Here is a 26,619-nt window from a genome sequence, read left to right on the forward strand (position 1 = left end):
TGTAGGAGCGGCCTTGTGCCGCGATGCGCCGCGCGGGCGGCGCTCGATTTGACAGGCGCTGCAACTACAACGCCGATCACCCTAAGGAACCTCGTCCGCCCCAAGCAACAACCCAACCTGCTGACGCTTGGGCAACCGCCCCACCACCAATTGGTGCGACCGCCGCAGCAGGTCGCTCAGCTCGTCGCGGCCCAAGGGGTAGGGCGGCAGCATGCTGATCCATTTCGCCCGCGCCAGGTAAGGCGCCGGACGAATGCCAGGGCGGTCGCAGTAGCCGAGGAACAGCTCGTCGGCCACCTTGAACGACAAGCCGGCGCCGCCCAGGTCCTGCACGGCGAACATCTTGTTGCCGGCCACCGAGAACACCCGGATGCCGCCCCATTTGTAGTCCTCCCGCGCCCCGGGCAGGGCCAGGCACAGCGCCGCCACCTGATCCTCGGACATCCTTTTCTCAGACATAACGCTCTCCACAGGCCTCGAACGAGACCGCCAGGTGATCGATCCACGCGCGTACCGCCGGCAGCAGGCCGCGGCGGTGCGGGTAGACCGCCTGCAGGTAGCCGCCGGGCAGCGACCAGTCTGGCAGCAGGCGCACCAGTTCGCCACGGGCCAGTTCCTCCTCGCAGAACATCGACGGCAGGGCGGTGAAGCCCAGCCCGGCGCGTACCGCGGCGTTGCGCACGACGAAATCGTCGATGGCCAGCCGCGGCTCCAGGGCAACGTCCTCCTGGCGCCCGTGCGGCCCATGCAAACGGAAGTGCACCAGGCGGTCGGCCTCGGCCGCGCCTAGCACTGGCAGGCTGGCCAGCTCGGCGGGTTCGCGGATATGGTCGGCGAAGCCAGGCGCTGCCACCAGCTGCATCTGCGCCTGGCGCAGGCGGCGGGTGACCAGCGCCGGGTCCTCGTCACCCAGGTCGCGTACCCGCAGGGCCACGTCAATGCCCTCGGAGATCAGGTCGACCCGGCGGTTGAGCAGCACCATGTCCAGCTGCACCAGGGGGTACTGGGCAAGAAAGCGGCTGACCACATCCGGCAGGAAGGCGTGGGCCAGGGCCACCGGGCAGGACACCCGCAGGCGGCCGCGGGGCTCGCTGGACATGCTGGCCACCACCTCGTCGGCCATTTCCGCCTCCAGCAGCATGGCCTGGCAATGGTTCAGGTAGCGTTCGCCCACGGCGGTGAGCTTGAGCAGGCGGGTGGTGCGCTGCAGCAGGCGGGTGCCCAGGCGCTCCTCCAGCTCGGCGATGCGCCGCGACAGGCGTGACTTGGGGATGCCCAGCTGGCGCCCGGCGGCGGCGAAACCACCGGCTTCGACCACCCGGGCGAAGTAGAAGAGGTCGTTGAGGTCTTGCATTTGGCTGTCTCATTGTTCCATCAGTGGAACAAACTAACGCGTTTTTACCGACTTATCAGCTATTCGATGTGCCTATAGGATTGCTCCCATCGTGATCGCCCACCGCCGCGGTCTTCATTCACAGGAGAGTCCCATGAAACTGTTGCATATCGATTCGAGCATCCTGGGCGACAATTCCGCCTCCCGCCAGCTGAGCCGCGAAGTGGTCGAGGCCTGGAAAGCTGCTGACCCGAGCCTCGAAGTGGTTTACCGTGACCTGGCCGCCGACGCCATCAGCCACTTCTCCGCCGCCACCCTGGTAGCCGCCGGCACCCCGGAAGAGATGCGCGACGCTGCCCAGGCCCACGAGGCCAAGTTGAGCGCCGAGACCCTGGAAGAATTCCTCGCCGCCGACGCCGTGGTGATCGGCGCGCCGATGTACAACTTCACCGTGCCGACCCAGCTCAAGGCCTGGATCGACCGCGTGGCGGTGGCCGGCAAGACCTTCCGCTACACCGAGGCCGGCCCTGAAGGCCTGTGCGGCGACAAGAAGGTGATCCTGGTGTCCACCGCTGGCGGCCTGCATCAGGGCCAGCCTACCGGCGTCGGCCATGAAGACTTCCTCAAGGTGTTCCTCGGCTTCATCGGCATCACCGACCTGGAAATCGTCCGCGCCCACGGCCTGGCCTACGGCCCGGAACACCGTGCCAAGGCCATCGACGCCGCCCAGGCGCAGATAGCAGGTGAGCTGTTCGCTGCCGCCTGATCGCCATTGCGCACCTAAAGCCGACTGCCGCCCAGCGCGCCAGTCGGCTTTTTTCATCCAGTTTTCATGTGCCGCCGGCGCGCCGGGTTCTATGCTGGCACCCATACCTGAGCACCGCGCAGTGCCTTGCGACGAGGAGCGCCCTGCGATGAAGCGAACCCGCATGCTGATGGCGCTGTTGCTGCTGGGCGGTCTGCTGGCCCGCGCCGACGCGGCGCCGTGGGCCGCCGGCTTGCACCGCCTGACCTTCAGCGACCCGGTGGACGCCCGGCCCATGCAGGCGTTGGTGTTCTACCCCTCCAGCGGCGAGGCGCATCCGGAGCGCATCGAGGGCTATCAGACCCGTGTCGCCGAAGAGGCGCCGGTAGCCATGGGCCAGTTCCCGCTGCTGGTGATCTCCCACGGCAATACCGGCAGCCCGATGGCCTTGCATGACCTGGCCAATGGCCTGGCCCGCCAGGGGTTCGTGGTGGTGGCGGTGGTCCACCCCGGCGATAACAACCGTGACCACAGTCGTTTGGGTACCCTCAGCAACCTTTATGGCCGGCCGCTGCAAATCAGCGCCGCGATCACCGCGGCGCGAAATGACAGGCTGCTCGCGCCGTACCTGAACGATGGCAAGGTCGGGGTGATCGGCTATTCCGCCGGCGGCGAGACCGCGCTGATCCTGTCCGGCGCACGTCCTGACCTCGAACGCCTGCGCCGCTATTGCGAGCAACGCCCCACTGACGCTGACGCCTGCAAGACCCATGGTGTGCTGATCGCCGATCACAGCGAGCTGGCGCCCCGCGCCGACCCCCGGGTGGGCGCGGTGATGCTGATGGCGCCGTTGAGCCTGATGTTCGGCCGCCACGCCCTGGCTGGCGTGCAGGTGCCCGCACTGATCTACAGCGGTGACAACGACCAGCTCCTGGCCCTGGAGCATAACGCCGATGCCCTGGCGCGCAAGCTGCCGGTCACGCCCGACTACCGTCTGCTGGCCGGTGCCGGACACTTCGTGTTCATGGCCCCGTGCGACGACGAGCAGCACCAGCGCATGCCAGTGCTGTGCAAGGACGCCGAGGGCGTCGACCGTCGGCATATCCATCGTTCGCTGCGCAGCGAGACCACCGCCTTCTTCAGCCAGGCACTGGGCGCGCCGGAGCCCGCCGAGCGTTCAGCCGCGGCGGGCCAGCAGCAGGGTCAGGCCCACCCCTGACAGGGCGAGCAGGGCGGCGACGCAGAAGATCGAGGCATAGCCTAGGTGCACCGCCACCGCGCCCATCACCGGGCCGGCGATGGCCAGCGCCAGGTCGAAGAACACCGCGTAGGCGCCCAGCCCGGCGCCACGGCTGCTGCTGGGCACCTGGCGGATCGCCTCGACGCCCAGGGCCGGGTACACCAGCGACAGGCCGAAGCCGGTCAGCCCGGCACCGACCATCGCCCACAACGGCGACGGCGCCAGCCATAGCAAGGTCAGCCCGAGCACCTCGGTGGCCATGCAGACGATGGCCACGTTGTAGCCGCCGAAGCGGTTGACCGCATTGACGAACAGCAGCCGCGACAGGATGAAGCACAGGCCGAAGGCGCTCAGGCACCAGGCGGCGCCAACCCAGCCACGCTCGAGGTAGTACAGGGTGACGAAGGTGGTCAGGGTGCCGTAGCCGATCGACGCCAGGGTCAGTCCCACGCCGCAGGGCGCGACGCGGCCGAACGCCGACCAGAACGGCAACCGTTCGCCGCGCACCACCACCACGTCCGGCCGGGTGCGCAGCACCAACAGGGCCAGCAGCGCCAAGCCCAGCAGTGCCGGACCGAGCACGGCGAAGCTCAGGCCACCCACCAGCAGCACGCCGGCGGGCGCGCCGATGGCGATGGCGCCATAGGAGGCGATGCCGTTCCAGGAAATGACCTGGGCAGTATGTTCCGGCCCAACCTGGCCGATCCCCCAGCTCAGCGTCGCGACGCCGATCAACCCCTGGGCGATGCCCAGCAACAGCCGGCCGCCCAGCAGCAGTGCCAGGCTCAGCCAGGGCAGGGTCAAGGTCCAGGCCGACAGCAGGGTCAGCACGCCACAGCCGGCGATGCCGTACAGGCCGTAGCGGATCGCGCGCTTGCCGCCGAGGGTGTCCGCCACCCGTCCGGCGAAGGGCCGGCTGAGCAGGGTGGCCAGGTACTGCAGGCCGATGGTCAGGCCGGCGATCACCGCGCCGAAGCCCAGCTGGTCGTGCACATGGCCAGGCAGCACCGCGATCGGCAGGCCGATGCAGAGGAAGGCGATGAAGGTATAGAAGACGATCGAGAGGATCTGCAGGGTGACGCTGGAGGCGTGTGGCGCGGTCATGGGGCTCGTTCGCGGGCGGGCGGTGGGGCTGTGCCCATCATGGCCGCTGCGCGACGGAAAAGAAAGCAGGCTAACTAATTGGCCGCAGGCAGTGCAAGACAGTTGCTCCCACAAGCATGTCAAATACCGTTGTGAGAGCCAGCCCTTTCAAGATTTTGTGCCGGGGTCGCTTTGCGACCCTTTCGCGGCACAAGGGCTGCAAAGCAGCCCTGGCAAATCCAAGTCGGGCGCCAATTATCGACACTTGAAAGGGCGGGTTATGAGAGCGGACTCGCCCCGCGATGAAGGTTACTCAGCGTTGGCTCAGACCACCACACCCTGGCTGCGCAGGTAGTCGTCGTAGGTACCGCTGAAGTCCACCACGCCATCGGCCGTCAGCTCGATGATGCGGGTGGCCAGCGACGACACGAACTCACGGTCGTGGCTGACGAACAGCAGGGTGCCCGGATAGTTCTCCAGCGCCAGGTTCAGCGCCTCGATCGATTCCATGTCCAGGTGGTTGGTCGGTTCGTCCATCACCAGCACGTTGGGTTTCTGCAGGATCAGCTTGCCGAACAGCATGCGGCCCTGCTCACCGCCGGAGATCACCTTCACCGACTTGAGGATCTCATCGTTGGAGAACAGCATGCGCCCCAGGGTGCCGCGGATCACCTGCTCGCCGCTGGTCCACTGGCCCATCCAGTCGAACAGGGTGACGTCGTCTTCGAAGTCGTGGGCGTGGTCCTGGGCGTAGTAGCCCACTTCGGCGCTGTCGGTCCACTTCACTTCGCCCTTGTCCGGGGTCATCTCACCGACCAGGGTGCGCAGCAGGGTGGTCTTGCCGATACCGTTGGGGCCGATGATGGCCACGCGCTCGCCGGCTTCGATGGTGAAGCTGAAGTCCTTGAACAGCACCTTGTCGTCGAAGGCCTTGGCCATCTTGTCGACGATCACTGCCTGGCGGTGCAGTTTCTTGGTCTGCTCGAAGCGGATGAACGGGCTGACCCGGCTCGACGGCTTGACCTCGGCCAGCTGGATCTTGTCGATCTGCTTGGCGCGCGAGGTGGCCTGCTTGGCTTTCGAGGCGTTGGCCGAGAAGCGGCTGACGAAGGTCTGCAGTTCGGCGATCTGGGCTTTCTTCTTGGCGTTGTCCGACAGCAGCTGCTCGCGGGACTGGGTCGCGGCGGTCATGTACTCGTCGTAGTTGCCCGGGAACAGACGCAGCTCACCGTAGTCCAGGTCAGCCATGTGGGTGCAGACGCTGTTGAGGAAGTGACGGTCGTGGGAAATGATGATCATGGTGCTGTTACGCGCCGTGAGGATCGTTTCCAGCCAGCGGATGGTGTTGATGTCCAGGTGGTTGGTCGGTTCGTCGAGCAGCAGCACGTCCGGATCGGAGAACAGCGCCTGGGCCAGCAGCACGCGCAGCTTCCAGCCCGGGGCTACTTCGCTCATCGGTCCGAAGTGCTGTTCCAGCGGGATACCCAGGCCCAGCAGCAACTCGCCGGCGCGGGACTCGGCGGTGTAGCCGTCCATCTCGGCGAATTCGGTTTCCAGCTCGGCGACGGCCATGCCGTCTTCCTCGCTCATCTCCGGCAGCGAGTAGATGCGATCGCGTTCGGCCTTGACCTTCCACAGCTGTTCGTGGCCCATGATCACCGTGTCGATCACGGTGAACGCTTCATAGGCGAACTGATCCTGGCGCAGCTTGCCCAGGCGGGTGTTGGGTTCGAGCATCACCTGGCCGCCGGACGGCTCCAGGTCGCCGCCGAGGATCTTCATGAAGGTCGACTTGCCGCAACCGTTGGCGCCGATCAGGCCGTAGCGGTTGCCGTTGTTGAATTTGACCGAGACGTTTTCGAACAGGGGCTTGGAGCCGAACTGCATGGTGATGTTGGCGGTAGAAATCAAGTGCTTGTCCTGCGGGGGTTCCAGAGGTGTATTTAGGCCCTCTCGTCAGTTTTTGGCCAGTTCTTGGCCAATTCGACTCGGGGCGGCAGCTTCTCCAGCTCCCTCCAGTCCGAGGAGGAGCTGATCCATTTCGCGTAGGTAGAGAGCAACATCTCGACGCTATGGCCGAGCAGGTTCGCGATGAACGCTTCGGTTCATCCCAGCTCTCAGGCACATGGTTGCGTAGGTGTGGCGGGTGTCGTACTGCCGGCGTTCACGGATGTCCAACGCCTTGGGCGCTGATTTGAAAGGCGGATTGTAACACTTGGTTCGTTGATCCACAGCCCACCTTTGCTCGGTTGGAACACAAATGGGCAATCTGCACATGCCACCTCCGGAGCGGCGTGCGTTGATCCAGCAAAACCCGCGTACACTCATTCGCTCCGTTGGTTACCGTTGAGCGCCAATGAGCGAGCGTTCGGTCAGCATCGGGGAATGGAGTGACTAACGCTACGCAGCCGCGTCTATGCAGGTCTGCACAAAGAAGTAACAGGGACATTACGTGGTTCGGAAGGTGACTTTACTGGTGCTGATTGCCAGCTTGAGCGGGTGCATGGCAACCGCGATGCGGATGGACTATGACAAGCACCGTTGCCCCTACATCGGACTCAGGTTCGATTGGTGGCTGGTAGGCACATCCAAGGGAAAGCTGATCCCGTTCTTACTCATGGACGCGCCGTTTTCCCTGGTGGTCGACACAGTTTTCTTTCCCTTCGAATATGAATACACCTGCAATTTTTAACGTATCTGACTCGTCCGCCCAGGGGGGATCTGGCCGGCACCGGGGTCATCGCAAGGGCTGATGCTTCACTCGCCAAAAGAGAACGTGTATCCAAGACAGGACACCCGGTAGATGACGAGAGGAGAAGAGGCCTCAGAGCGACGTTGCGATTGCCAACGCCAACTGCTTGTCAGACATATACGGCTGGCGATACGCCGCGTGGTAGTAACGAACCGCTTGCTCAAATTGAGCGCCGCGGATCTCGCCATCTGAGCCGATGAACGCCAGCGCGTCGGCCTTTGCCGACTTCATGTTCGAAGGGCCATAGACCGTTAGTGCAGTGGTGCCGCCGACAATAAGCGTGGGAACAATCGTCGTGATGAACATCGCTCTTTCGATGGGATCATTGTTTTCGTGTGCCACGGATGGAGCGCTGGCCAACGCCAGCAACATACCTAGTGTTTTCAGGGGATCCATTCCTAATTGCTTCCTGCCGCCTGGTGACGATGTCTGAATAGCTGATCCAGTGCCGATAAAAAACTAGCGCCGTGTCCCTTCAAGACCGGAGATATTATGCAAAAGGATGAGTTTATGAGGAAGGCCCAGGCATGGGCCATGGCGATGCTCTAGTCTGAGGGATCGCTCTGTCGTGCCCGGTGGTCCGATATAAAACTTCTCTGGGCGCCCAAGGCGCACACTCGAATTCGCTCAGAGCTTCTGAGCATTGAGAGGTGAGTATGACCAGAGACAGGTATGGGATAGATAACAATCGGTTGGGTAGCAAGCCTGCGAAAAGCGATGGTTCGCCAGGTGGTCAAGACGTCGAGAGCGAAAGAGCGCTTCCAGAGGATCGTGATGGCCACATCGACAATCACCCCTTTCGTCGCGGGCATAGGCAAGGGCCGCCGGACCCATCGAGGGCATCCAATGCCGAGCGCTATAGCCATCACAAGCAGCCATTGGAGTAATGGACAAGCCGGCCTCTGAAGCTGACTGAAGGTGTCCCTCATGAAGGCTCTGCGCATCGTTCTTCCTCATCCCCGTGGACCTCGCATGGGGTGCTGAGCGTTGAGCCCTGGGCCGCCGCCGCTCATCCGTCACGGAATCGGCTTGATCAATTCAAGTCCTTGGTTGCGGATGTTACCCACTGCAGTTCCCACCCGGTGCCAGACAAAAGCTTCTGCCGGTTCACTCAGGTTGAGCAGTAACTGCTCGGCGTGCTCGCTGGGTAAAGACGCCGCCACCCATTCGACAGCCAGATCAGATGACAGCACCACCGGACGCCGGTCGTGCACGTCTACCAGGCCGCCCTGGGCATCGGCGGTGATGATCACGAACCCGTCGTGATCGTTGCCGGCGAATTGGCCGATGGCTGCGCACAGGGCAGGGCGACCGTCACAACGGTGGATGTAGTAGGGCTGCTTTTTCGGCCCGCCTTCGTCCACCCATTCATACCAGCCGTCCACCGGCGTGATCGCCCGATGCGGCCATATCGCCCGAAAGAACACGCCGTGAGCCACCTTCTCGACGCGGGCATTGATCGGCGCGGCGCGGTCGGTCGCCCAGTGCGGGCGCCACCCCCATCTCACCAGGTCCGCACGCGGGCCGGCGTCGTCTACCCGAAGCACAGCGACCTGCGTGGTCGGTGCAACGTTGTAGTGACCGAGCGGCTGCTCACCGACGTTGTTGCGCCAGGCCTGTGGCATGCTCAGGGTCTCTACGAAGTCATGGATTCCGCGGTACTGGCTCAGCCTGCCGCACATTTCCCATCCCTCCTGCTTGAACTCAAAGGATAGGTCGTCGAGCAGTGTCAGCGATCGTCAGTTGTTGAATGACTGCTCCAGAAACCTGCTGATCAGCGAGGCAATTTGCTGCTGGATCATTGCCCGTGGTCGAGCGTTCTCGCCGTCCCGGCAAATGATGCCATTGTCTTCGAGCAATCCCATCGCGGCGGGTTTTGTGGGCTGTCCCAGCACTCACAAGAACTTGCCGAACAGCTGGTTTTCATGCGTCTCGTCCTGGAACGTATACGGTTGCGAGCCAAAGTGTTCATAGCCTTGTCGAGGATAGAATGCCAACGCTCGGTCGTTCCCCGCCCAGACAGTGGCCCAGAGGAGCGATGCGCCATCGAGCCTGGCCTGTTGCTCGGCTGCCTCCAGCAACCGGCAACCAATGCCTTGCCCGGTAAATCGTTCTTGTAGGTAAAGGCGTTGAAGTTCGCCTGCCCGAGGGCTGGTGATCCGTTCATGGTTGCTGTTCATTGCGACCTGGGCAAAGCCGATCAGGTGGTCGCCAATCTCTGCGAGCGTGATGAGGGTACCTGGCCTGGCAATCACCTTCGAGAGGCGCTCTGGCGAAAATGACTCCAAGGCTTCCTGGGCGATGGCATCGCGTATGCCTTCAGTGGCATAGGTGTCGAGAAACACCTGAATACCCAGTGCGGCAAGGCAAAGGGCATCCTGAGGAAGCGCTTTGCGCAAAGTGATTGGCTGCATTGCCTGCCTCCTGGCATCGCTTGTAGGGTTCGGCGCCTGGTCGGGCGTGAGTCCATGGCCATCTGGGTGTACGGGGCTTCTCCGGATCTGCCTCCCGGCTCACTCTATCAGGTCGAGCAGCACCTGTTCAGTCGCCGGCCGAACCTTCAAACGTGGCTCTTCTCATTCGTGCCAGGTTGACCTCTCGCTGCGGCATCGGTTTCGCCCCGCTGGGTCCATCGTCACAATTCACTCCCATCAATTCGCTGGGTGGCAGGTGCACATGCAACTGCCGGCGGCGCTGCTGGATGATCTTCTGGATGCGTCTCATCGGGGTACACCTCGATTGGCATCCTTGCGTAGAGCCGGAGGGCACGACCATCAGTAAGCGCCCGTTTGCCCGAAATACCCGTCTTGCCTGACCAATGGACGTGATTCTGGCGCAGGCAGGCTGGAATGGGAGTTGCTTGATCCCAGGAAACCGATCATGCGGGGAGAGTTGACATGTTCCAGGATGACTTCTATTTCATGAGCTTCGTCGTGGCTGCCGTGCTGGCTGTGGATGTGGTGGCGATCTTCATGTTCCTGCAAGCCAGTGCCTGATCCCAATCCTGGGGAACAGCCCCCTGAATCGGGGCCAGGCGCACGGCGGTCGTTCGGTTCAGGGTTGATTGATTGGCGCTCACCTCGAGGTGGTAGCGCGTGGCCAGGGTGATATGCTGCGCCGCTTACCTGATCGGGAGTCTGTGGATGGCGTGGATGGACCGTGTAAAAGCCACGAGTGAGCGATTCACCGCTCGGCAACGCTGCATTGTCGGTGCGGGCCTGTTGGTCGCCTGGCTTGCAGGAACGGCCGCGTTCCCCGGCGTTGATCTTGTGTTTCTGTATGTCGGTTCGATGCTCATGTTCTTCGGCGCCGTGACAGTCCGGATCAACAAACGACCCTGAGTGACCTTCGTGGTGCCATGCACTGCATCGCGGGGCAAGCCCGCTCCCACGCTGGTGATGCCTGTAGCTTTGCTTCCTGCAACCTTCTTGTTTGGCATGGGGTTTATACCGGCCTTTGAACATTCACGGCAGGCCCTTTATCTATCTGGGCGTTTGTTGATTCGAATAAGTATTCGTTTGAGTGTTCCGCTTGTCTGCTGGACAAGCCGACCCACTGGACGCTAGTACACTCACCCGTGCGGTAAGCAAGTCCCACTCATAAGGAGCATGAGTCATGGCACAGCAACAAAAGGCTTTTGATGAAGAACTGGCCGCCGATGTTCAGGTACCTCCAGGGTATACCTACCTGAGCAGCGGTCGTTGCGATGTGAAGGGCAAGGAAGGAGAGCGGGCCGGCGCGAACTTCGTCGAAGCGCAGATCCAGCAGTACAAATCCTTCATCCTCAGGACCACCGCCGGTGCGGGCACGTTCATGGTGCGCCTGGACTACTCTGGCGGCAGCGACAAGAACCTGCAGTACGTCAGTATCGATGCGAACTACTCCACCCAGGAGACCTTCAACATTCGCAGCGTTTCGATGAGCAATCTGCGTGGTTTGTTCGCCGCCGGCAAGAGTTCGGCGAACCTGAGTTTCTATGTGTTCGGAAAACCTTGATCAGGGTTGATTGACCTGCATGGATTCCGGTCGGTTCACGGCCGGAGTCCATAAGTGTGTCCTCGGCCTGCCAGGTATTACCAAACCCACAGGAAGACGCTGGCCAGATCGACCAGCATCCCTGCGAAGACCCAACTGGCAGTCAGGGACACGGCGATCAGGGGCGTTGTATCCCTGGTTCGAAGCATGGCCAGGAAACCGCCGGCCAAGGCGCCGGGAAAACTGAAGAAATACCACAGCCAAGCCATTGCCTCGGCACGTCCTCCCGTGGAGAACCAGAGTCCGAAGAGGCTCAGGAATAGTGCCATCGCTATCTCCGCGCCCGCCAATACCGCCCATGGCCCTCTGAAAATCAGCAAGACGCCCAGTACGATGGCGTGAGGTGCCAGCAAGAGAGCGAAATTGCCCCAGAAGTATTCATCGAACCGAGTAAGGAGGGTAGCGCTGGTCATTGCCCACAGCACTGCGACTAATGCAATCCAGTGGCCGACGCGCCGGGCTGGCGCGGTACCTGTCGAAATCATCGCGTGAAATCCCTTTCAAAATGCAGCGCGCATTCTAGCGATCTCGCCTCGCAACGCCCAGCACTTGGACGCATCGGTTGGGTACCTTTACCAGGGTGGCAATTGTGCTAGATTTCAAGGTCTTGCAGACATCAAGCCGGTGAGGGCTCGCTCCATGTTCATCGAAACACCGCGTCTTGTCCTGCGCCCCTGGGCCGAGCGGGACATAGAGGCTTTTGCCCTCGTCAATGCCGACCCCGAAGTCAGGCGCTACTACTATCCCGCGATACTGTCTCCCGATGAAACCCGGTCGATGCTCGCGGACTGCGATCACCATCTGCAGGTCCATGGTTTCGGTTTCGTCGCCGTCGAACGCAAGGTCGATGGCGCGCTGGTCGGCGGGCTTGGACTGTCCCTGACCGGGGATGAGATACCGGGCGGCCCGCAGGTCGAAATCGGCTGGATTCTCGGGCGCAGCCACTGGCGGCAGGGGTACGCCTTCGAGGCGGCCAGCGCGTGTCTGGAGCACGCGTGGTCAACGCTTGGGCTAAGGCAGGTCATCGGCTACACCTCCAGCATCAACACCCCGTCGCGGGCTTTGATGGAGCGGTTGGGTATGCGTTCGGATCCGGCGGAGGACTTCCCCGACCCGACGGTGCCTGAAGGCAATGCATTGCGGCCGCACGTGCTCTACCGAATCCACAGGCCGGCCTGAAAGCGATGCGATATAGCGAACCGGCCTACCGCGCCCATCACCCGGAGCTAGTCTTGTAGATCGTAAGCAGACTATTAAAAAGGGTGGTAGGTGTCTGACCCTGTCCGGGGCTTCCTGCTGGGGTGGTTGGAGTCTGTATGAGCCGTTTGATGATGGCAGTGGCCGCCAGCCTGTTGCTGGTGGGCTGCGCACACGATCCCGATATCCGTGCGGGCCGCGACAACACCTTCGGCATGACCGCGAAAAGCCCGCCGGAGTACCTGAACTGCGTCAAGGCCGAGCTTCCCGACACGGCCACGACCTATGTCGTGCAGAACCAGGACGCCCTGGAGCTGTTTGTCGCCAGCACTGACCCGAACAAGGCCGAGGGGCTGGTCAAGGTTCAAGGCTCCGCCGGGCGGCAGCAGTTCTCGGCGTACCAACGTGATGCCTGGTATGACAAGGGGCGCCTGCTCGATGCCGCGCTGATGTGTTCGCGGGTATGATCGCAGCTTAGCGGGGCGCGCCAGTTTCCATCGCGCCTCGTGAAGCGATCCCGCCCCACTTCACCTCAAGGTGCCTCTCATGTTGAACGGACTCAACCATCTCACCCTGGCGGTTTCGAACCTGCCAGACAGCATCGTGTTCTATCAGCAGATCTTGGGCTTCAAGCTCGATGCACGTTGGGACCGTGGTGCCTACCTGAGTCTGGGCGACCTTTGGCTGTGCCTGTCGGTCGACCAGGTCGAGGCGGGCGACTTGCAGCGCAACTACACGCACTACGCATTTTCCATCCGCCAGACCGATTTCGCGGCATTTGCCCAGCGCTTGCATGAGCATGCTGTGAGCCTGTGGAAACAGGACAGCAGCGAGGGCGACTCACTGTACTTCCTCGACCCGGACGGCCACCAGCTCGAAGCCCATGTCGGCGATCTGCAGTCGCGGCTGGCTGCCTGTCGGGTTAAACCCTACGCGGGCATGGTGTTCTACGACTGACGCATCCGCGCCATGCACAGCGCATCGACGTACACCCCGTCACGCACGCCGTAATCGCGCAGCCGGCCTTCGGTCTCGAAGCCGAACTTGCGATACAGCGCCAGCGCCGGTTCATTGTCGGCGTAGACGGTGAGCTGGACCCGGCGCAGGTTCATCCAGTTGTCGGCAATGTCGAGGATGGCCGTCATCAGCCGCGAGCCGACGCCCTTGCCTTGCCAGGCCTGGGCAACGCCCATGAGCAGCTCGCCCAGGTGCGCCTGGCGGATGCGTGTGCTCTGGTCGAGGCCGATATTGCCGATCACCTGGCCCTGGTGCACCGCCACCAGGCGGACCTGGCGTTCGTGATAGGCGGCCAGGCGTTCGCGCCAGACCTCGACGGACTGGTAGGGCATCTGCAGTACCTGGCGGCACACGGCCGGTTCATTGTAGAGCGCGGCGATGCCCTGCAAGTGCTGCTCGGCAAACCGTTCGATGACGATGTCGGGCGATGCGTCGTTCACTGTGTTTCCATCCTTTGAAAAACGAGTGGCGCCTGAGTGTACGGGGCGCAGGACCGGGCTGGCCAGTGGCGATGGCTGGACAAGAAAGCGGATGCGCCGGCACGCCGCGATGGGTACAGTGCAGTGATCGTCGTCTTGCCGGAGCCTGTCATGTCCTGTGCCTTCACCCTCATGCAATCGCCTGTCGGCACCCTGACCCTGGTGGCGCGGGGCGAGCGGCTGGCCGCCGTACTATGGGAGCACGAGCGGGAAAACCGGGTGCGCCTGGGCGACCTGCACCGCGACGACCAGCATGGCGTGCTGCGCGAGACCGCCCGCCAGCTGGGCGAGTACTTTGCCGGGCAACGCCAGCGCTTCGAGCTGCAACTGGATTTCGCCGGCACCGAGTTCCAGCGTGAGGTCTGGGCGGCGCTGTTGACCATTCCCTTCGGCCAGACCCGCAGCTATGGAGAGATTGCCCGACAGATCGGCAAGCCCGACGCGGTCCGTGCGGTGGGCGCGGCCAACGGACGCAATCCGATCTCGATCATCGCGCCATGCCACCGGGTGATTGGAGCCTCGGGCAGCCTCACTGGTTTTGCCGGCGGCCTGCCGGCCAAGCAGTTCCTGCTGGCACTGGAAGGGCGGCAGAGCCTGGCGCTAGATTTCTAGGCGTCAGCCGAGCCAGAAGCAGAGCAGCGCCAACGCGAGGGCCAGCAGCGTGCCAGCGAACAGGCTGTAGTGGCGGTGGGCGCGGCGGGCGTGGGCTTCGACCTCCCGCAGGTACTGGCCTGGAGGTGGGGCGTCCGGGCGATGGCGAAGGCCTTCGGCGATATCGGCCAGGCGCCCGCGAATCAGGGTGCCCACCAGGTACCAGACGCTGGCATAGCTGGCCAGGATCACCAGCACGTATTTCATATGGCCGATAACCCGTCAGTGCCCGTCTGTGGCGCCGATCGCAGTGCGCAGGTCCTCATGGTGCATCCGTCCTTGGCATGTCGTCGATTGACGAGGATACAATCGACGGGCGCAGACTCCCAGCGCCGATGTGTCGATTTCATGGACGAGACCACAATGCCCCATGCCGCAGCCATCCCCGCCGACTCGCTGATCGCCCCCCATGCCGCGCAGGCGGGCTTTCGTCATTGCCGGGCAATCGACCTTACGGACGATGGGCAGCCCGCCATGGCGCACTTCCTGCGCCTGATGGCGAGCATGCCTGGCTGGATCGACGACATGATGGTGTTGCGCAACCGCCTGGTCGGGCTGTTCGGGCTGAAGAACCTGGGGCGGTTGACTGCCATCGACCCGGCCCGCACCCCGGACAGCTACCAAACCGGAGAGCGGGTGGGCATCTTCACGTTGCTCAGCAACAGCGTGAATGAGGTGCTGCTGGTCGACTGCGATCATCACCTGGACGTGCATATTGCCCTGATGCGCCGCCCCACGGCCCCAGGACGGTGCGAGGTGCTGGTCAGCACCGTGGTGCGCACGCACAACTGGCTGGGTCGCCTGTATATGCTGCCGGTGGCGCCGTTCCATCGGCTGATCGCGCCCATCGCCCTGCGCCGGCTGGCGTTGTGACGATCAGGACGGCGGCGCGAAGCGTTGACGGAACCAATCACCAAGCATGGCCTTTTCCGCATACAGCCGGTCGTTGCTGCCCAGACGTCCCGGGCGGCTGAGGTACATCTTGTCGCTCAGGTGTTCCTGGGCTTTGAGCGCGGGTTGCCCGGGCTGCTGGAGGGTGTAGTCGAGGTCGATGCTGGGCCAGGTGACCTCACGCATGAAGCGCACATCGTAGGCCTGGCTGTGCCACGGCTCGAAACGCCCGGCCAGGTCGATGTCGCGAATGTCGATGAGCAGTTGCTGGCCGGGCCGCAGGTAGCGCTGGCCGAGCTTCTGCAGGTGCTGGGTGATGGCCTTCATCACCTGCGGGTCGGCGCCCTGGGGGTAGCCGCGGTTGTCGAGGCTGGCATCGCGGAATTTTTCCGGATGGTCGAAACGCACCTCGACCTGCGCGGTCGGGGTGCCCTGTGCCATGCTGTCGAATGCCAGCACCAGCAACAGGGCGCTGGCCAGGATGGTACGCATGATGCACCTCCGGGGTGGGGCGGCTTGCCTGCCTATTTTACGCCGGTGCGGGGCATAAGCAGAGGACTGATGCAATGAGCGCTTTTCGGCGGATGACCGCCAATACCCGCGGGCGTGACCTGGCCGTGGGTGATATTCACGGGCACTTCGAGCGCTTGCAAGTATGCCTCGAAGCTGTCGAATTCGATCCAGCGGTCGACCGCCTGTTCAGCGTCGGCGATCTGGTCGACCGCGGGCCGGCCAGCCCGCAGGCGCTGGAATGGCTGGCCAAGCCCTGGTTCCACGCGGTGCAGGGCAACCACGAGTCGCTGGCGGTCAATCACCTGCGCGGTGGTCGGGTCGACCTGGACATGTACCGGGCGGCCGGCGGCGGCTGGTTCCTCGACCTGCCGAAAACTGAGCAAGCGCGATTCGTCGAGGTGTTCGAGCGGTTGCCGATCGCGTTGCAGGTCGACACACCCGACGGTCCGGTTGGGCTGCTGCACGCCGACAGCCCGTTCGACGACTGGGAGCGTTTGTGCGTGAACCTGCAGGCCGGAGATGACCCCGAGGTGCGCGAGGTGTGCCAGTGGTCGCGACGGCGCCTGAAGGAGGGCGACAGCCGGCCGGTGAAGGGCCTGCGGGCCTTGCTGGTCGGGCATACGCCGGTGCTGGAGGTGAAGGTGCTGGGCAATGTCTGGCACCTGGACACCGGCGGCTGGAGCCGTGGCCATTTCAGCCTGCTCGAACTGCGGGGGCTGACGTTGCTCAGCCCAGGGCCAGGTGCATGAGCACGCCGCTGGCGAGCAGGATCAGCATCACCCCCGAGGCGCGTTCCAGCCAGGGCAGGGCGCGGGCGAAGCGGCGCAGCACCCGCTGATTGCCGATGGCCACGGCCACCAGCAGGTCCCAGGCCAGGACGATGGCGAACATCCAGGTGCCGTAGGCCAGCTTGGCCAAGGTGCTGCTGCTGACGATCATGCTCGCCAGGCTGGCGTAGAACAGCGCGTTCTTCGGGTTGAGGATGCCCGAGGCGAAGCCCATGCCCAGGCTGTTCAGCCAGCCTCTGGCGCGCGATGAAGCGTTGGCGCAAGCCCCCGTCAGGCCGCTCTTTCCAGCATGGCGCAGGAACAGTTGCCCGATGTACAGCAGGTAGCCGCAGCCGGCCAGTTGCAAGGCGACGAACAGCGGGCTGCCGTCGCGCAGAAACGACACCCCGGCGAACGCCGCGCCGATGAACACGCCATTGGCCAGGGCGATGCCTGCGCAGGCGCCACTGGCCACCCGCCAACCGGCGCTGGCCGAGGTCCGGGCCACCAGGAAGAAGTCCGGACCCGGGGAGAGCAGGGCGAGGAAGTGGGCGGTGGCGATGAGCAGGAACAGTTGCATGGGCGGGCTTCCAGAACGAGGAAACCGTAGTCTGTGACCGGGCAATAGGGCGGGTATTGAAGATTATTGCAAGGCTGCGCGGTAGGCCCCCGGCGTTACCCCCGCATGCGCCTTGAACACTCGCTGGAAGTGACTCTGGTCGGCAAAGCCCAGGCGATACGCGACTTCAGCCAGCGGCCGGCCCTGGCGCAACAGTTGCCGGGCCTTGTTTATCCGGGCGTTGAGCAGGTAGGCATGGGGTGTCATGCCGGTGGCGATGTTGAAGGAGCGGATCAATTGATAGCGCCCCATGCCCGCCAGCCGTGCCAGGCCATCAAGGCTTAGTTCGGCCAACGCCTGCTCCTCGGCATGGGCCAGCAGGTCGCGCAGTGTCGAAGGCGGCATGGGTGGCGCAGGTGGCAGGTCCGGATGGATGGAGAAGTCGTTGTCGCCAAGAAAAGCCACCAGTGCCGCCTCTTTCTCGAACGTCGTCGCCCTGGAAAACAGCAGGGTGTTCAGCGCGCAGAACTGCCGGTACAGCGCTGCCGAGCGGCTGATCCGGGCCGCTGCGCCGGGCTGGTCGGCGGCGATCCCCGACTCCAGGCACAGGCAGCGCAGCCAGTCGGCGTCCAGGTGCAGCATCTGGTAGCTCCAGGCCTGCCCAGGTTCGGGATTGCAGGCGTGCACCCGCTGGGCCGGCACGAACACCAGGGTGCCAGGCGTCAGGCGCACCTGTCCGTCGCCAGCCCCGGTGAAGCGGCTCTGGCCGGCATCCACCGCGCCGATGGAAAAGCTTGGGTGGCTGTGGGCCTTGTAGCAGGCGCGGCTGTGGCAGGCGCGTCGGCTCTCGACATAGGGCAAGGCCGGATCGTGCCAGATTTCGCTGCTCGGAAGGGGCATGTCGAGGGAGCCTGGAAATGGACGCAGGGCGCCAGTCTAGCGTCTACCTACTGTTCCGGCCATTTGCCGCGCCGCTGTGCTTGACGCGCACGCCCGCCAGACGCGACGCTGCGACGGTCCCCGCTGGAGAAGAATAATGGACCTGTCGAGCCTGCTGCTGTTCATCCCCGCCTGTTTCGCCCTGAACATGGCGCCGGGCCCCAACAACCTGCTGTCCCTGCACAACGCCAGCCGCTATGGCCTGCGCACCGCCTGCGTGGCCGGCGGCGGGCGCCTGCTCGCCTTCAGCGGCATGATCGCCCTGGCGGCCATGGGCCTGGCCGTGGTGCTGCACACCAGCGAGTACCTGTTCCTGGCGATCAAGGTGCTGGGCGCGGGCTATCTGTTCTATATCGCCTGGCAGCTGTGGCGAGCGCCGGTCGGCGAGACGGCGGTGGCTGGCGAGCAGCCGCGCGGCACCTGGAAACTGGCGCGCCAGGAGTTCTGGGTGGCGGCGGGCAAGCCTAGCGATGGTCAATATAAACCCTGCTGAAGCCTAGACTCAGGTTCGGCGGGCGGTCAGCAGAAGCGTGGCGGCGCCCGAGAGCAAGACCGCGCAGGCCCGGTTGAACAGCCGCTTACCCTTGGGTTGATTGAACCAGCGACGGAGATGCAGTCCGATCAGTGCATAGCCAGCAAGAGCGATTACCTCAAGCAAAAGGAACAACGCGCCCAGTATTGTAAATTGGGGTGCGATATTCTGACTTGGATCTATGAATTGTGGCAGGAAAGCAGTAAATATTAAAATTGCTTTCGGGTTTCCAGCGGCAATTAAAAACTCTTGTTTGATAAGTTCAATTTGCTTTTTCGGGTTTGTTGTCTTGGCTTCTTCTGCAGTTGTGCTTGCAGTCCACAGCTTGAATGCAATGTATAGCAAATAAGCTCCGCCTAGGACTTTTATCGCATGAAAGACTAGGGCCGAGGTTTCAAGTATGGCTGCAAGGCCTACTGCTGAAAGCGCGATCATTGCGGCAAAAGCACTTAGTCTGCCGACGCCGGCGAGGCAAGATGCAGTGAAGCCATAACGTGTAGCGTTGCTGATAGAAAGCAGGTTGTTTGGGCCGGGTGCCATGTTGAGGGCGAAACATGCCGGTATAAACAGCAGGAGTGTCGAAGTATTCATCAGTGCGTCTTGATCATTTCATGGCCGATTACCCATCATTCCTCAAGCCGATGGGGGTTGCAATGCAGAAGTAAAATTGAAGGGGAACAAAAAGGGTTGTTGTGAGACTGCCGTCTGATTGCTGATATATACTAGCCCTTGTCATAACGTTTGCGGGGTGAAAATGTCAGCATCAGCCGGGATGGTCTACAGCTACCTGCGCTTCTCGGATCCGCGTCAGGCGGCTGGCCATAGCGCTGACAGGCAGGCGCAATATGCAAAGTCTTGGGCGGCGGAGCGCGGGCTTTCCCTGGACGACTCCCTCTCACTGCGTGATGAGGGGCTCTCGGCTTTCCATCAGCGCCACGTAAAGCAGGGGGCTTTGGGTGTTTTTCTCCAGGCGGTGGATGATGGCCGGATTCCTGCGGGGTCGGTTCTGGTTGTGGAAGGGCTGGATCGTCTCAGTAGGGCCGAGCCCATCCAGGCTCAAGCCCAGCTGGCTCAAATCATCAATGCAGGGATCACGGTTGTTACAGCCAGTGATGGTCGTGAGTACAATCGGGAAAAGCTCAAAGCGCAGCCGATGGATTTGGTTTACAGCCTCCTAGTGATGATTCGTGCGCATGAGGAAAGCGATACCAAGAGCAAGCGGGTCAAGGCCTCAATTAAACGTCAGTGCGAAGGCTGGGTTAACGGGGCATACCGTGGTCTGATACGCAACGGCGCAGATCCTAGCTGGGTACGTCTTGTCAATGGTCAATGGGAGCTGATACCCGAGCGTGTTCAAGTGGTGCAGTTCGCACTCGATAAGTACCGTGATGGATATGGTGCTGATCGGATCTATAGTTTGATGCAGGCTAATGGGTTTGATACGTCTCATGTTGGAAGCTCGGCCCAGCAGATCTATCGTTTAATAAAGCTGGTAAGCCTCAAAGGCGCGAAACAGATATCTGTTGATGGTAGCGAGTATCTACTTGAAGACTATTATCCGCGCTTAATCAGTGATCAACAGTTTGATGAGTTGCAGTTGCTGAGGGGGAACCGAAGCCGAAGGCGTGGTAAAGGTGCTATTCCTGGGGTGGTTACCGGAATTGGGATTACCTACTGCGGGTACTGTGGTACCTCGATGACGGCGCAGAATGTGATGCTTAAGGTGCGATTAGATGGAACGTTGTCGGACGGCCATAGGCGCATCATGTGCACATCCTACATGGACAAAGGCGGGTGTACCGTTGGGGGGAGTTGCAGTGTTGCGCCAGTGGAGCGCGCCGTCATGTCATTTTGCTCGGATCAGATGAATCTGGTCCGCCTGCAGGAGCCAGCTGGGCCTCGGGGCGATCTTCATCTCGGCCTGACTGAGTCGCGGAAAAAGGTCGCAGATCTCGAGCAGCAGCTCACCCGGATCACAGAGGCGCTGGCATTGGGTGAGGGGGATGGTGTCCTTCCCATCACGTTCTTGAGGAAGGCCCGCGACCTGGAAGAGCAGCTCAATGCTGCACGGACAGTAGAGCGCCGCGTTGAGCGAGAACTCGCAGGCGTTGCGGCGAGGCAGAAACCGGCCGATGCGAAACTGTGGGCGGACCTTGCTTTGGGCGTCGAGGCCCAGCAGGTTGAGCCTAGAGACAAAATGCGGCAGCTCATGCTCGATACATTCGAGCGGATCGTTATTTACATGCGTGGGGTTGTACCGCAGGGGCGGAACGCGAAGTACATCGACGTACTTCTGATCTCAAGGGCGGGGCAGCGGCGTTGGTTGCGGGTAGAGAGAAAGACGGGTAGTTGGGCGGCCGCTGTCGACCGCCCGATGTAGCGGTTAGGCAGATTTCTTGCTGTCCTGGAAATGGCCTGGTGGGCTTGCGTGTACCACCAGGTGCCCTTGTCCCTCCCAGAAGTTCTCTTGCACTTCTACGCACACCCGCCAGGCAGCCCAGGCCACATCTTCACCGACAGCAAGGATGTTGCCTTGGTCATCAATGATCGCCATGCGGGCCTTGGCGCCCGATTCGCTGCGTGCTGTGAAGCCAGTGCTTACTGTCGCGGATAGAGTTGCGCCTGAAAGTACTGGGTTGGGTACTGCTGTTTTCATTCGATATCTCCCTGCGGGTTCAAGCCCGTCTCCCCAGTGCTTGTTTCGCGGCCACGTTGGCCATGTAGGTTTCCCATCTGCCACTCTCGCGCTGCTGACGGATCCGGCTGCAGCTTTGGTGTCGTCGGGTTGATCTGCCTTTGCCGCAGACATCGCAGATGGCGGGCAGGTCGAGTCCGTGGGTTGCCAGGCGAGGCCTGGTTGCTGGTTTGCTCATGGTTGCACCTCGCGCTTCAGGGCAAAGCAAAGGAGGTCGTCGAACTCCTCGATAGCCAGAGGCTCCCACCGATTGCAATGCCTCCTGTCGTGGTGCCACTTGATTCCGTGGTACGTGACACGCAAATGTGTCTCACCTATCTGGAGTTCTGCCGCTCTGTGGCCTGCGGCACTAAACTCCATGGCTTCCCTGATCCGCGAGAGAGGCACTTGCCTGCCTGGATCGGCGCGCTCTACTGGTACGCTCGCATCTACCTTCACCGCTACACCATCAACGATCGCCCCGCAGTCGCAAGGGCCATAGTCGGCGCCTTCCTTGCAACTTGCGCAGCTGTGCTCGTGCGCCCTGACGATTTCGACGCGTGGGTACTCAGGCGCGCTCAGTTCTGTGCTGGCGGATGGGGATCCGCAGTCTTTGCAAAAATAGCCAATTAACTTTCCGTCTGTGATGGTGCTGCGTGGCGCCACGTTGAGGTGCCGGCACGCAGCATTCATGTTGTTCACGGCGTGCTCGGCGATGCTGTAGGCGTTCTTGTGGTGCGCCCCGTCATCCTGTGAGTCGTCAGTGGCGTGCATAATTTTCTGCAAAGCGGTCCGAGCAATGGCCAGCTGGGCGCGCAGGGTGTTGATTTCTGCGCGCTGATCGCACACCACCTTCCAGTGCTTGCTGACGCCTTCGCGCAGTCGCGCAACGGTTTCAGCGTGGGCGCCATAGGCGACCCATTCACCCAGGTCGTGCTCTTCCATGCCCTGGTCATTCGCCACGAACCGAATGATGTCAACTGGCGTCGCCGCAACTTCGTGTGGCTGATTGGGTGCCGGGGTCAGTATGCGGTCTAGTTCGTCCGCTACGTCCTGCATGCCGACGGCAGCGGCGGCATCAAGGGCTTGCTCCAGCAGCTCGCTGGGTGCGCTGACCATTTGGCTGGTGTGATTCATGGCTGCACCTCCAGCACATGTCTGTGGCTGAAGTGGCGGGCTTTTCCTGTCTTCACGTTGGTGCCGTAAAGCTCGCCTGGGTTGCTCCAATAAGAGCCGTAACCAGTGATTTCCACAGTAATTAAATGGCCTCCTACATCGGCCTGCACTTTGGTCCCCTTGGGGTATGAGTGCTGGACTGCGGCGGCGTACCGGCGATTAGCAAAGTCAGCTGCCCTCATGGCGTCATGCGCGTCGTTCATGTCGACGGCTAGATCTGCGAGATCTGAAGTGTCGACCAGAATGGCTGAGTCGATCTGTTGCTCGCCGTTGCGGGTTGCATCCAACTTCGACTGGTACAGTCCGCCTGGGCCACACCAGACGGTCGTTGGTGTCAGTCGATGGGTGGCTAGCTCCGACATCTGCCGGAACACTTCTTGGGCTATCAGCTCTGTGCTCATGTCGTGGAGGCTGCGAACGGATGAAAGTGCGTGCTCAAGCGAGGTCGCGGTGAAGATGATGTGTTGAGTGCGGCTCATGCTGCCTTCCTCGCTTGGTGGTCGTTGTGATGGATACGGTGCTTCCAAGGATCATTGGCCCTGGCCAGAGCAGCCATCGGCGGCGGGCTGACGCTATTGCCGCACATGTGGACCTGCTCGGTCTTGGTGAAGGGCTTGCCGTCGGCTCCCTGGTCGATGATGTAACTGGCTGGGAAGCCCTGGGCGCGGTAGAGCTCGTGCGGCTGCAGCATGCGCAGGCAGATGTCGACAATCACATAGGGGGTGCCCTTCACGAAGACGGTGACCAGGCCCAGGCGATCTTTGGTGGTCACTGTCGGCGCCGGTGCGTCGCAGCTGCTTATGTTCTCGGTGCCGTAATAGCTGATCAGGAACGCCGCGACCCGCAACGCGCCTTCTTCCTGCTCTGGAGACAGCTTGTACTCGACCAGGCCGTGATGGGTGCCGCCGGCGCTGACCGTGTGCAGGGGCTCGCCAACGTCACGGGCATCGCAGTTGCCGCGCAGGTGCAGCAGGTTTGCCCCCACGAGTGCATGATGCTCTCCGGCGGTGACCGTGCTCAGCGGGTCATTGGCCTGCTGCCCGGTGCTGCCGTTACGCAGGGTTGCGAGGTACGCCGTTACCAGGCGCTGCTGGCTACCGGTGTTGGTGACGGTGCTCATGGGTTCATCCATGCCCCGGGCTGGCGTGGTGTTGAACCCGCCGTTGGCCTGCTCGATGAACGCTGTGCAGACGCCCATGGCATGAGCCGCACCGGCTGGCCGCTTGTAGTTACCGCCACTGGTGATGGTCGGAACTGGGTCTGTGATGGCCGCGCCCTCGCTGTTGAACCTGAACTTGACCAGGTGCGCCGATGCCAGTGCACGGTGGCTGCGCGTCATCAAGGTGCCCATGGGGTGATCGGCAGTTACGGGGTGGCCGGCATACACAGGCCCGCCGGCGCCGACCATGATCGGGCTCGCCATCATCAACTCGCCGCGGTTGGCGGCGGTCACGGTGGGCAACGGTTCGGCGGGGTCATTGACACGGTCTGCGCCCTGGTGAGTGGCGGGGAGAATGACCGCGCTCGACAGCGCGTGCTTCACGCCACCCGCGACGACAGTGCCAAGCGGCTGGTCGAGGCCCGGCACGCGCGGTTGCTGCCCCTCGCGCTCACCGTAGCCCGTCTGTACCAGGGTGGGGCTGGCCATGGCGAAGGCACCGCCGCGCGGCCAGGAGGTTACGGTGCGCAGCGGCTCGTGTGCCGATTGGGCAAGCTCGCCTGACCAGTTCGAGATCGGCACGATGAATGGTTGCGGGTTGTCCAGTACGAACTTCTTCATGCCTTTGGCCACTCTGCGCAGGGTGGCGGCGGCCAGGTCCTTCTTGCGGCCGAAGATGCTCTTGCTCGGCACGCTCCAATCAATGCAGTCGGCGGCGGTGCGCCACTTCTGCTGGCCCTTGGCCGGGTTCTTGGCGTGGGTCGGCTCCGGCCACACGATTGGCTGGCCGTCACAACGGGCGATCATGAACAGGCGTTCCCGGCTGGTCGGCGCCCCGAAATCGCAGGCCTTGATCACGCGCCACTCCACCTGATAGCCCATCCCTTCGAGCAACTGCACGAAGCGGCGCCAGGTGATGCCGCGACGTTTCGGGTTAGGCACGAGGAACTGCTGGTGTACTGGCACCCGCTCGCCGATGCTGGCCATGCTACCGTCCAGCTTGATGACGCGGCCGGTTGCTTTGTCGCGCTTGGCGATCAGCGGCCCCCACTGCAGGATCTGCTTCACGTTCTCCAGGCTGATCACTCGGGGTTTCTTCTTGCCGGCCCACTTCAGACCGCTCCACGACAGGTTGCGGATCTCGTGCTTACGAGGTTGCCCGCCGGCAGCCTGGCTGTGGTGTGTGCAGTCGGGGCTCATGTGGAACCAGCCCACTGGGCGGCCCTGGCATTCCTCGTCTGGGTCACCGTCAAATACGTCAGTGGTGAAGTGTCGGGTGTGCGGGTGGTTGGCGGTGTGCATGCTGATCGCGGCCGGACTGTGGTTCTTGGCTACATCAACCTTGCGGCCGAGGCCCATCTCCAAGCCGGTACCGGCACCGCCGCCGCCACAGAAGAAATCGACTACCAACTCGTCGTCCTGTGGCTCCAGCGCCAGGGAGAATTGGGTCTTGAAGTGTTGGGGGTTGGGTAGTTTTGCTGCAGCGATCGAGGTCATGCCTGTTGCCCTCCCTGGTGCGCGTGCTTAGCGTTCAGGGAGTCGGCCTGCAGCAGGGCGTCGTGAATGGCCAAGGCCATCTCATCGACGGAGGCGAACACGCCTGCAGCATTCCCCGCAAGCGTCGAGTTGATCGCGTCGGCGATGCAGTTGCATACGGCTTGCTCATTGGCGGTGAGTGCGAAGTAGGGGAGGTGCGTATACCCCTTGGCAAGCTGCGCGTGCGGGCGATCTGAAGCGATTAGCGTTGCATCAGCGGGCGCTGCCTGGCGCAGCCTGTCGTGGGGTATCTGCAAATTGGCGGGGGCGTTGAGGGTGGAAATAATGCCTGCTGCTGCGCAGCAGAGGCTCTTTGTTTTTTGCGCGTCGACGCCAGCTGCTTCACGGAGCAAAGCGGGAGTGCGGGTAGCGTTCACCTGGTCGCGCGCGTGCCCGCTTTCCTCCGGGGTCTGGGTCGGTGTCTGTCCCGGTGCGATGGCGCGGGCATGTCCGGCGCAGGGCGCTGAATCGAAGAGCAAGCCGATGTGGTGGCGGGGCTGATTCATGCTGCAGCCTCCTGTTCGGCGGGCTTCAGCAAGTGAGCGATGGCGAGGGTTTCGTCGCGCAGGCGGCGTGCATCGCGCTCGAGCTTCTTGCCTGTCTTGAAGGCGCTCCAGGTCTCGGCGGCAATGCGCAGTGCCTCAGCGATCTCCAGCAGCGAGCGGTGATGTGTCTCCTGCAGCGCGTTGGTTTCCTTGAGCTGCTTGGCGTGCTCTGCCAGGTGGCGGTGGTCATTGCGCAGGAACTCCAGGGACGCCTCAAGCTTCTGAATGGTTGCTTTGTGTTCGCGATCGCTTGCCGCCTGGCCTCGAATACGCCCCTCTTGGCGGCCAAACCAATAAGCGTAAGCGAACAGCCCAATGACAAATGCGCTGATGACGATGAGGGCGATAACCTGCTGGGGGGTCATGGGTCTAACTCCTTGTGGTGTGCGGGCCGGTGGTGGCGGCCCTTGGTGGTGTTGCTACTACTTGTCTTGCTCGGTGGGTCGAGACTGCTTTTCGTCCGCCTGATAGGCCCTGCTGTCGATCAGGGCGGCAACATGGCGGATGTGGGCGAACTTCAAGGCCTTCTGGCTGTTGTCCAGCGTGGTCACTGGCAGGCAGATCCGGCCGACCTTCAGTTGCTCGGAAAAGGTGTCTTCGTTGAGGTTGCGGAAGTACTGCATGCGCACTTTGTCGAGCGGGATGAGAACATCGCCGAAGATGCGGTAGAGCAGCTCTACAGTCGTTGCGTCAGGTGCGTGCGGCAGGCGCAGCGCTAGTTGGTCTGTTGTATTGCTCATCAGGCTTCGGGCTCTCCCTGAGCTTGTGGCGTGACGGATGGTGCCAGGTGGTTTCG

33 protein-coding genes and 2 pseudogenes are annotated in these 26,619 nt (G+C 62.5%); 13 read left to right on the top strand and 22 right to left on the bottom strand.

Annotation, left to right across the window (positions count from 1 at the left end; all coding sequences use genetic code 11):
- Window positions 1-81: 81 nt before the first annotated feature.
- Together PRtIB026_RS15670 and PRtIB026_RS15675 are read right to left on the bottom strand one after the other, a co-directional pair.
- On the bottom strand, window positions 82-459 hold the full coding sequence (locus PRtIB026_RS15670) for an MmcQ/YjbR family DNA-binding protein (protein WP_203646633.1): 378 nt from the start codon (window positions 457-459) through the stop codon (window positions 82-84).
- Window positions 452-1,354, bottom strand: coding sequence for a LysR substrate-binding domain-containing protein (locus tag PRtIB026_RS15675; RefSeq protein WP_203646632.1), 903 nt, complete (start codon window positions 1,352-1,354; stop codon window positions 452-454). Before PRtIB026_RS15675 ends, PRtIB026_RS15670 begins: the two co-directional genes overlap by 8 nt.
- Window positions 1,355-1,487: 133 nt before the next feature.
- Here PRtIB026_RS15675 and PRtIB026_RS15680 point away from each other — a divergent pair, with 133 nt between their 5' ends.
- Together PRtIB026_RS15680 and PRtIB026_RS15685 are read left to right on the top strand one after the other, a co-directional pair.
- Window positions 1,488-2,099, top strand: a complete 612-nt coding sequence (locus PRtIB026_RS15680) for an FMN-dependent NADH-azoreductase (protein ID WP_062363121.1) — start codon at window positions 1,488-1,490, stop codon at window positions 2,097-2,099.
- A gap of 148 nt (window positions 2,100-2,247) precedes the next feature.
- Window positions 2,248-3,297, top strand: a complete 1,050-nt coding sequence (locus PRtIB026_RS15685) for an alpha/beta hydrolase family protein (protein WP_203646630.1) — start codon at window positions 2,248-2,250, stop codon at window positions 3,295-3,297.
- Here the strand turns inward: PRtIB026_RS15685 and PRtIB026_RS15690 are convergent.
- The 3 genes and pseudogenes from PRtIB026_RS15690 to PRtIB026_RS26480 form a co-directional block, all read right to left on the bottom strand.
- Complete coding sequence (locus PRtIB026_RS15690) at window positions 3,256-4,422, bottom strand: MFS transporter (protein WP_203646628.1); 1,167 nt, start codon at window positions 4,420-4,422, stop codon at window positions 3,256-3,258. The genes PRtIB026_RS15685 and PRtIB026_RS15690 overlap by 42 nt on opposite strands.
- A gap of 303 nt (window positions 4,423-4,725) precedes the next feature.
- Window positions 4,726-6,312, bottom strand: coding sequence for an ABC-F family ATPase (locus PRtIB026_RS15695; protein ID WP_203646626.1), 1,587 nt, complete (start codon window positions 6,310-6,312; stop codon window positions 4,726-4,728).
- 32 nt (window positions 6,313-6,344) lie between these two features.
- A pseudogene (locus PRtIB026_RS26480) lies at window positions 6,345-6,725 on the bottom strand (integrase).
- A gap of 128 nt (window positions 6,726-6,853) precedes the next feature.
- Between PRtIB026_RS26480 and PRtIB026_RS15700 the strand changes: the two are divergent.
- The gene (locus PRtIB026_RS15700; protein ID WP_203646624.1) at window positions 6,854-7,093 is read left to right on the top strand and encodes a YceK/YidQ family lipoprotein; all 240 of its coding nucleotides are present in this window, start codon (window positions 6,854-6,856) and stop codon (window positions 7,091-7,093) included.
- A gap of 132 nt (window positions 7,094-7,225) precedes the next feature.
- On the opposite strand, the gene PRtIB026_RS15705 is transcribed toward PRtIB026_RS15700, so the two are convergent.
- The 3 genes from PRtIB026_RS15705 to PRtIB026_RS15720 all read right to left on the bottom strand — a co-directional run bounded on the left by PRtIB026_RS15705 (window position 7,226) and on the right by PRtIB026_RS15720 (window position 9,567).
- Entirely contained in the window at window positions 7,226-7,549 is a 324-nt protein-coding gene (locus tag PRtIB026_RS15705; RefSeq protein WP_203646622.1) for a DUF2388 domain-containing protein, read from the bottom strand.
- 620 nt (window positions 7,550-8,169) lie between these two features.
- A complete protein-coding gene (locus tag PRtIB026_RS15710; protein ID WP_203646620.1) occupies window positions 8,170-8,835 on the bottom strand; it encodes an SOS response-associated peptidase in 666 nt (221 codons plus the stop codon).
- 213 nt (window positions 8,836-9,048) lie between these two features.
- A complete protein-coding gene (locus PRtIB026_RS15720; protein ID WP_203646618.1) occupies window positions 9,049-9,567 on the bottom strand; it encodes a GNAT family N-acetyltransferase in 519 nt (172 codons plus the stop codon).
- 729 nt (window positions 9,568-10,296) lie between these two features.
- Here PRtIB026_RS15720 and PRtIB026_RS15725 point away from each other — a divergent pair.
- Window positions 10,297-10,494: a hypothetical protein gene (locus tag PRtIB026_RS15725; protein WP_203646616.1), complete on the top strand. Its 198-nt coding sequence runs from the start codon at window positions 10,297-10,299 to the stop codon at window positions 10,492-10,494.
- Between the two features lie 274 nt (window positions 10,495-10,768).
- Window positions 10,769-11,149 (top strand): hypothetical protein, encoded by a 381-nt coding sequence (locus PRtIB026_RS15730; protein WP_110738881.1) that lies wholly within the window; start codon window positions 10,769-10,771, stop codon window positions 11,147-11,149.
- A gap of 77 nt (window positions 11,150-11,226) precedes the next feature.
- On the opposite strand, the gene PRtIB026_RS15735 is transcribed toward PRtIB026_RS15730, so the two are convergent.
- The gene (locus PRtIB026_RS15735; protein ID WP_203646614.1) at window positions 11,227-11,673 is read right to left on the bottom strand and encodes a hypothetical protein; all 447 of its coding nucleotides are present in this window, start codon (window positions 11,671-11,673) and stop codon (window positions 11,227-11,229) included.
- A 154-nt stretch (window positions 11,674-11,827) separates the two neighbouring features.
- Here PRtIB026_RS15735 and PRtIB026_RS15740 point away from each other — a divergent pair, with 154 nt between their 5' ends.
- From PRtIB026_RS15740 to fos, 3 genes are all read left to right on the top strand, one after another.
- Window positions 11,828-12,367: a GNAT family N-acetyltransferase gene (locus PRtIB026_RS15740; RefSeq protein ID WP_203646612.1), complete on the top strand. Its 540-nt coding sequence runs from the start codon at window positions 11,828-11,830 to the stop codon at window positions 12,365-12,367.
- Window positions 12,368-12,504: 137 nt separating this feature from the next.
- Window positions 12,505-12,852, top strand: coding sequence for a hypothetical protein (locus PRtIB026_RS15745; protein WP_232857654.1), 348 nt, complete (start codon window positions 12,505-12,507; stop codon window positions 12,850-12,852).
- Between the two features lie 79 nt (window positions 12,853-12,931).
- A complete protein-coding gene (fos, locus tag PRtIB026_RS15750) occupies window positions 12,932-13,342 on the top strand; it encodes a fosfomycin resistance glutathione transferase (RefSeq protein WP_203646610.1) in 411 nt (136 codons plus the stop codon).
- On the opposite strand, the gene PRtIB026_RS15755 is transcribed toward fos, so the two are convergent.
- Window positions 13,333-13,842: a GNAT family N-acetyltransferase gene (locus PRtIB026_RS15755; protein WP_050705405.1), complete on the bottom strand. Its 510-nt coding sequence runs from the start codon at window positions 13,840-13,842 to the stop codon at window positions 13,333-13,335. The two genes, fos and PRtIB026_RS15755, sit on opposite strands and share 10 nt — an antisense overlap.
- 150 nt (window positions 13,843-13,992) lie before the next feature.
- On the opposite strand from PRtIB026_RS15755, the gene PRtIB026_RS15760 reads away from it, so the two are divergent.
- Window positions 13,993-14,493 carry a methylated-DNA--[protein]-cysteine S-methyltransferase gene (locus PRtIB026_RS15760; protein ID WP_203646608.1) on the top strand — a complete coding sequence of 167 codons (501 nt, stop codon included), beginning with the start codon at window positions 13,993-13,995 and terminating at the stop codon, window positions 14,491-14,493.
- A 3-nt stretch (window positions 14,494-14,496) separates the two neighbouring features.
- Here the strand turns inward: PRtIB026_RS15760 and PRtIB026_RS15765 are convergent, their stop codons facing one another.
- Window positions 14,497-14,739 (bottom strand): hypothetical protein, encoded by a 243-nt coding sequence (locus tag PRtIB026_RS15765; RefSeq protein WP_203646606.1) that lies wholly within the window; start codon window positions 14,737-14,739, stop codon window positions 14,497-14,499.
- Window positions 14,740-14,880: 141 nt separating this feature from the next.
- Between PRtIB026_RS15765 and PRtIB026_RS15770 the strand changes: the two genes are divergently transcribed.
- On the top strand, window positions 14,881-15,405 hold the full coding sequence (locus tag PRtIB026_RS15770) for a DUF2867 domain-containing protein (RefSeq protein WP_244670898.1): 525 nt from the start codon (window positions 14,881-14,883) through the stop codon (window positions 15,403-15,405).
- Window positions 15,406-15,408: 3 nt separating this feature from the next.
- Here the strand turns inward: PRtIB026_RS15770 and PRtIB026_RS15775 are convergent, their stop codons facing one another.
- Window positions 15,409-15,915 carry a DUF3016 domain-containing protein gene (locus tag PRtIB026_RS15775; RefSeq protein WP_203646603.1) on the bottom strand — a complete coding sequence of 169 codons (507 nt, stop codon included), beginning with the start codon at window positions 15,913-15,915 and terminating at the stop codon, window positions 15,409-15,411.
- A gap of 74 nt (window positions 15,916-15,989) precedes the next feature.
- Between PRtIB026_RS15775 and PRtIB026_RS15780 the strand changes: the two genes are divergently transcribed.
- Window positions 15,990-16,685 carry a metallophosphoesterase gene (locus PRtIB026_RS15780; RefSeq protein WP_203646602.1) on the top strand — a complete coding sequence of 232 codons (696 nt, stop codon included), beginning with the start codon at window positions 15,990-15,992 and terminating at the stop codon, window positions 16,683-16,685.
- On the opposite strand, the gene PRtIB026_RS15785 is transcribed toward PRtIB026_RS15780, so the two are convergent.
- Both PRtIB026_RS15785 and PRtIB026_RS15790 read right to left on the bottom strand, forming a co-directional pair.
- Window positions 16,663-17,283, bottom strand: a complete 621-nt coding sequence (locus tag PRtIB026_RS15785) for a LysE family translocator (RefSeq protein WP_203646601.1) — start codon at window positions 17,281-17,283, stop codon at window positions 16,663-16,665. The two genes, PRtIB026_RS15780 and PRtIB026_RS15785, sit on opposite strands and share 23 nt — an antisense overlap.
- 63 nt (window positions 17,284-17,346) lie before the next feature.
- On the bottom strand, window positions 17,347-18,162 hold the full coding sequence (locus tag PRtIB026_RS15790) for an AraC family transcriptional regulator (RefSeq protein ID WP_203646600.1): 816 nt from the start codon (window positions 18,160-18,162) through the stop codon (window positions 17,347-17,349).
- Window positions 18,163-18,298: 136 nt separating this feature from the next.
- Between PRtIB026_RS15790 and PRtIB026_RS15795 the strand changes: the two are divergent.
- A pseudogene (locus PRtIB026_RS15795) lies at window positions 18,299-18,667 on the top strand (LysE family translocator); the annotation flags it as partial.
- 36 nt (window positions 18,668-18,703) lie between these two features.
- Here PRtIB026_RS15795 and PRtIB026_RS15800 read toward each other — a convergent pair.
- Window positions 18,704-19,324: a LysE family translocator gene (locus tag PRtIB026_RS15800; RefSeq protein WP_203646598.1), complete on the bottom strand. Its 621-nt coding sequence runs from the start codon at window positions 19,322-19,324 to the stop codon at window positions 18,704-18,706.
- A 163-nt stretch (window positions 19,325-19,487) separates the two neighbouring features.
- Between PRtIB026_RS15800 and PRtIB026_RS15805 the strand changes: the two genes are divergently transcribed.
- Window positions 19,488-21,113: a recombinase family protein gene (locus PRtIB026_RS15805; protein WP_203646596.1), complete on the top strand. Its 1,626-nt coding sequence runs from the start codon at window positions 19,488-19,490 to the stop codon at window positions 21,111-21,113.
- Window positions 21,114-21,116: 3 nt separating this feature from the next.
- Here the strand turns inward: PRtIB026_RS15805 and PRtIB026_RS15810 are convergent, their stop codons facing one another.
- From PRtIB026_RS15810 to PRtIB026_RS15845, 7 genes are all read right to left on the bottom strand, one after another.
- Window positions 21,117-21,389 carry a hypothetical protein gene (locus PRtIB026_RS15810; RefSeq protein WP_203646594.1) on the bottom strand — a complete coding sequence of 91 codons (273 nt, stop codon included), beginning with the start codon at window positions 21,387-21,389 and terminating at the stop codon, window positions 21,117-21,119.
- Window positions 21,390-21,602: 213 nt separating this feature from the next.
- The gene (locus tag PRtIB026_RS15820; protein ID WP_203646592.1) at window positions 21,603-22,544 is read right to left on the bottom strand and encodes a hypothetical protein; all 942 of its coding nucleotides are present in this window, start codon (window positions 22,542-22,544) and stop codon (window positions 21,603-21,605) included.
- Window positions 22,541-23,062 (bottom strand): hypothetical protein, encoded by a 522-nt coding sequence (locus PRtIB026_RS15825; RefSeq protein ID WP_203646590.1) that lies wholly within the window; start codon window positions 23,060-23,062, stop codon window positions 22,541-22,543. The genes PRtIB026_RS15820 and PRtIB026_RS15825 overlap by 4 nt, the downstream gene beginning before the upstream one ends.
- The gene (locus PRtIB026_RS15830; RefSeq protein ID WP_420713581.1) at window positions 23,059-25,239 is read right to left on the bottom strand and encodes a DNA cytosine methyltransferase; all 2,181 of its coding nucleotides are present in this window, start codon (window positions 25,237-25,239) and stop codon (window positions 23,059-23,061) included. The genes PRtIB026_RS15825 and PRtIB026_RS15830 overlap by 4 nt, the downstream gene beginning before the upstream one ends.
- Window positions 25,236-25,784, bottom strand: coding sequence for a hypothetical protein (locus PRtIB026_RS15835; RefSeq protein WP_203646589.1), 549 nt, complete (start codon window positions 25,782-25,784; stop codon window positions 25,236-25,238). The genes PRtIB026_RS15830 and PRtIB026_RS15835 overlap by 4 nt, the downstream gene beginning before the upstream one ends.
- Window positions 25,781-26,188: a hypothetical protein gene (locus PRtIB026_RS15840; RefSeq protein WP_203646588.1), complete on the bottom strand. Its 408-nt coding sequence runs from the start codon at window positions 26,186-26,188 to the stop codon at window positions 25,781-25,783. Before PRtIB026_RS15840 ends, PRtIB026_RS15835 begins: the two co-directional genes overlap by 4 nt.
- A gap of 57 nt (window positions 26,189-26,245) precedes the next feature.
- A complete protein-coding gene (locus PRtIB026_RS15845; RefSeq protein ID WP_203646587.1) occupies window positions 26,246-26,563 on the bottom strand; it encodes a pyocin activator PrtN family protein in 318 nt (105 codons plus the stop codon).
- Between the last annotated feature and the right edge of the window lie 56 nt (window positions 26,564-26,619).

The sequence above is a fragment of the Pseudomonas sp. RtIB026 genome, assembly GCF_016861355.2.
GTDB classification, from domain to species: domain Bacteria; phylum Pseudomonadota; class Gammaproteobacteria; order Pseudomonadales; family Pseudomonadaceae; genus Aquipseudomonas; species Aquipseudomonas peradeniyensis.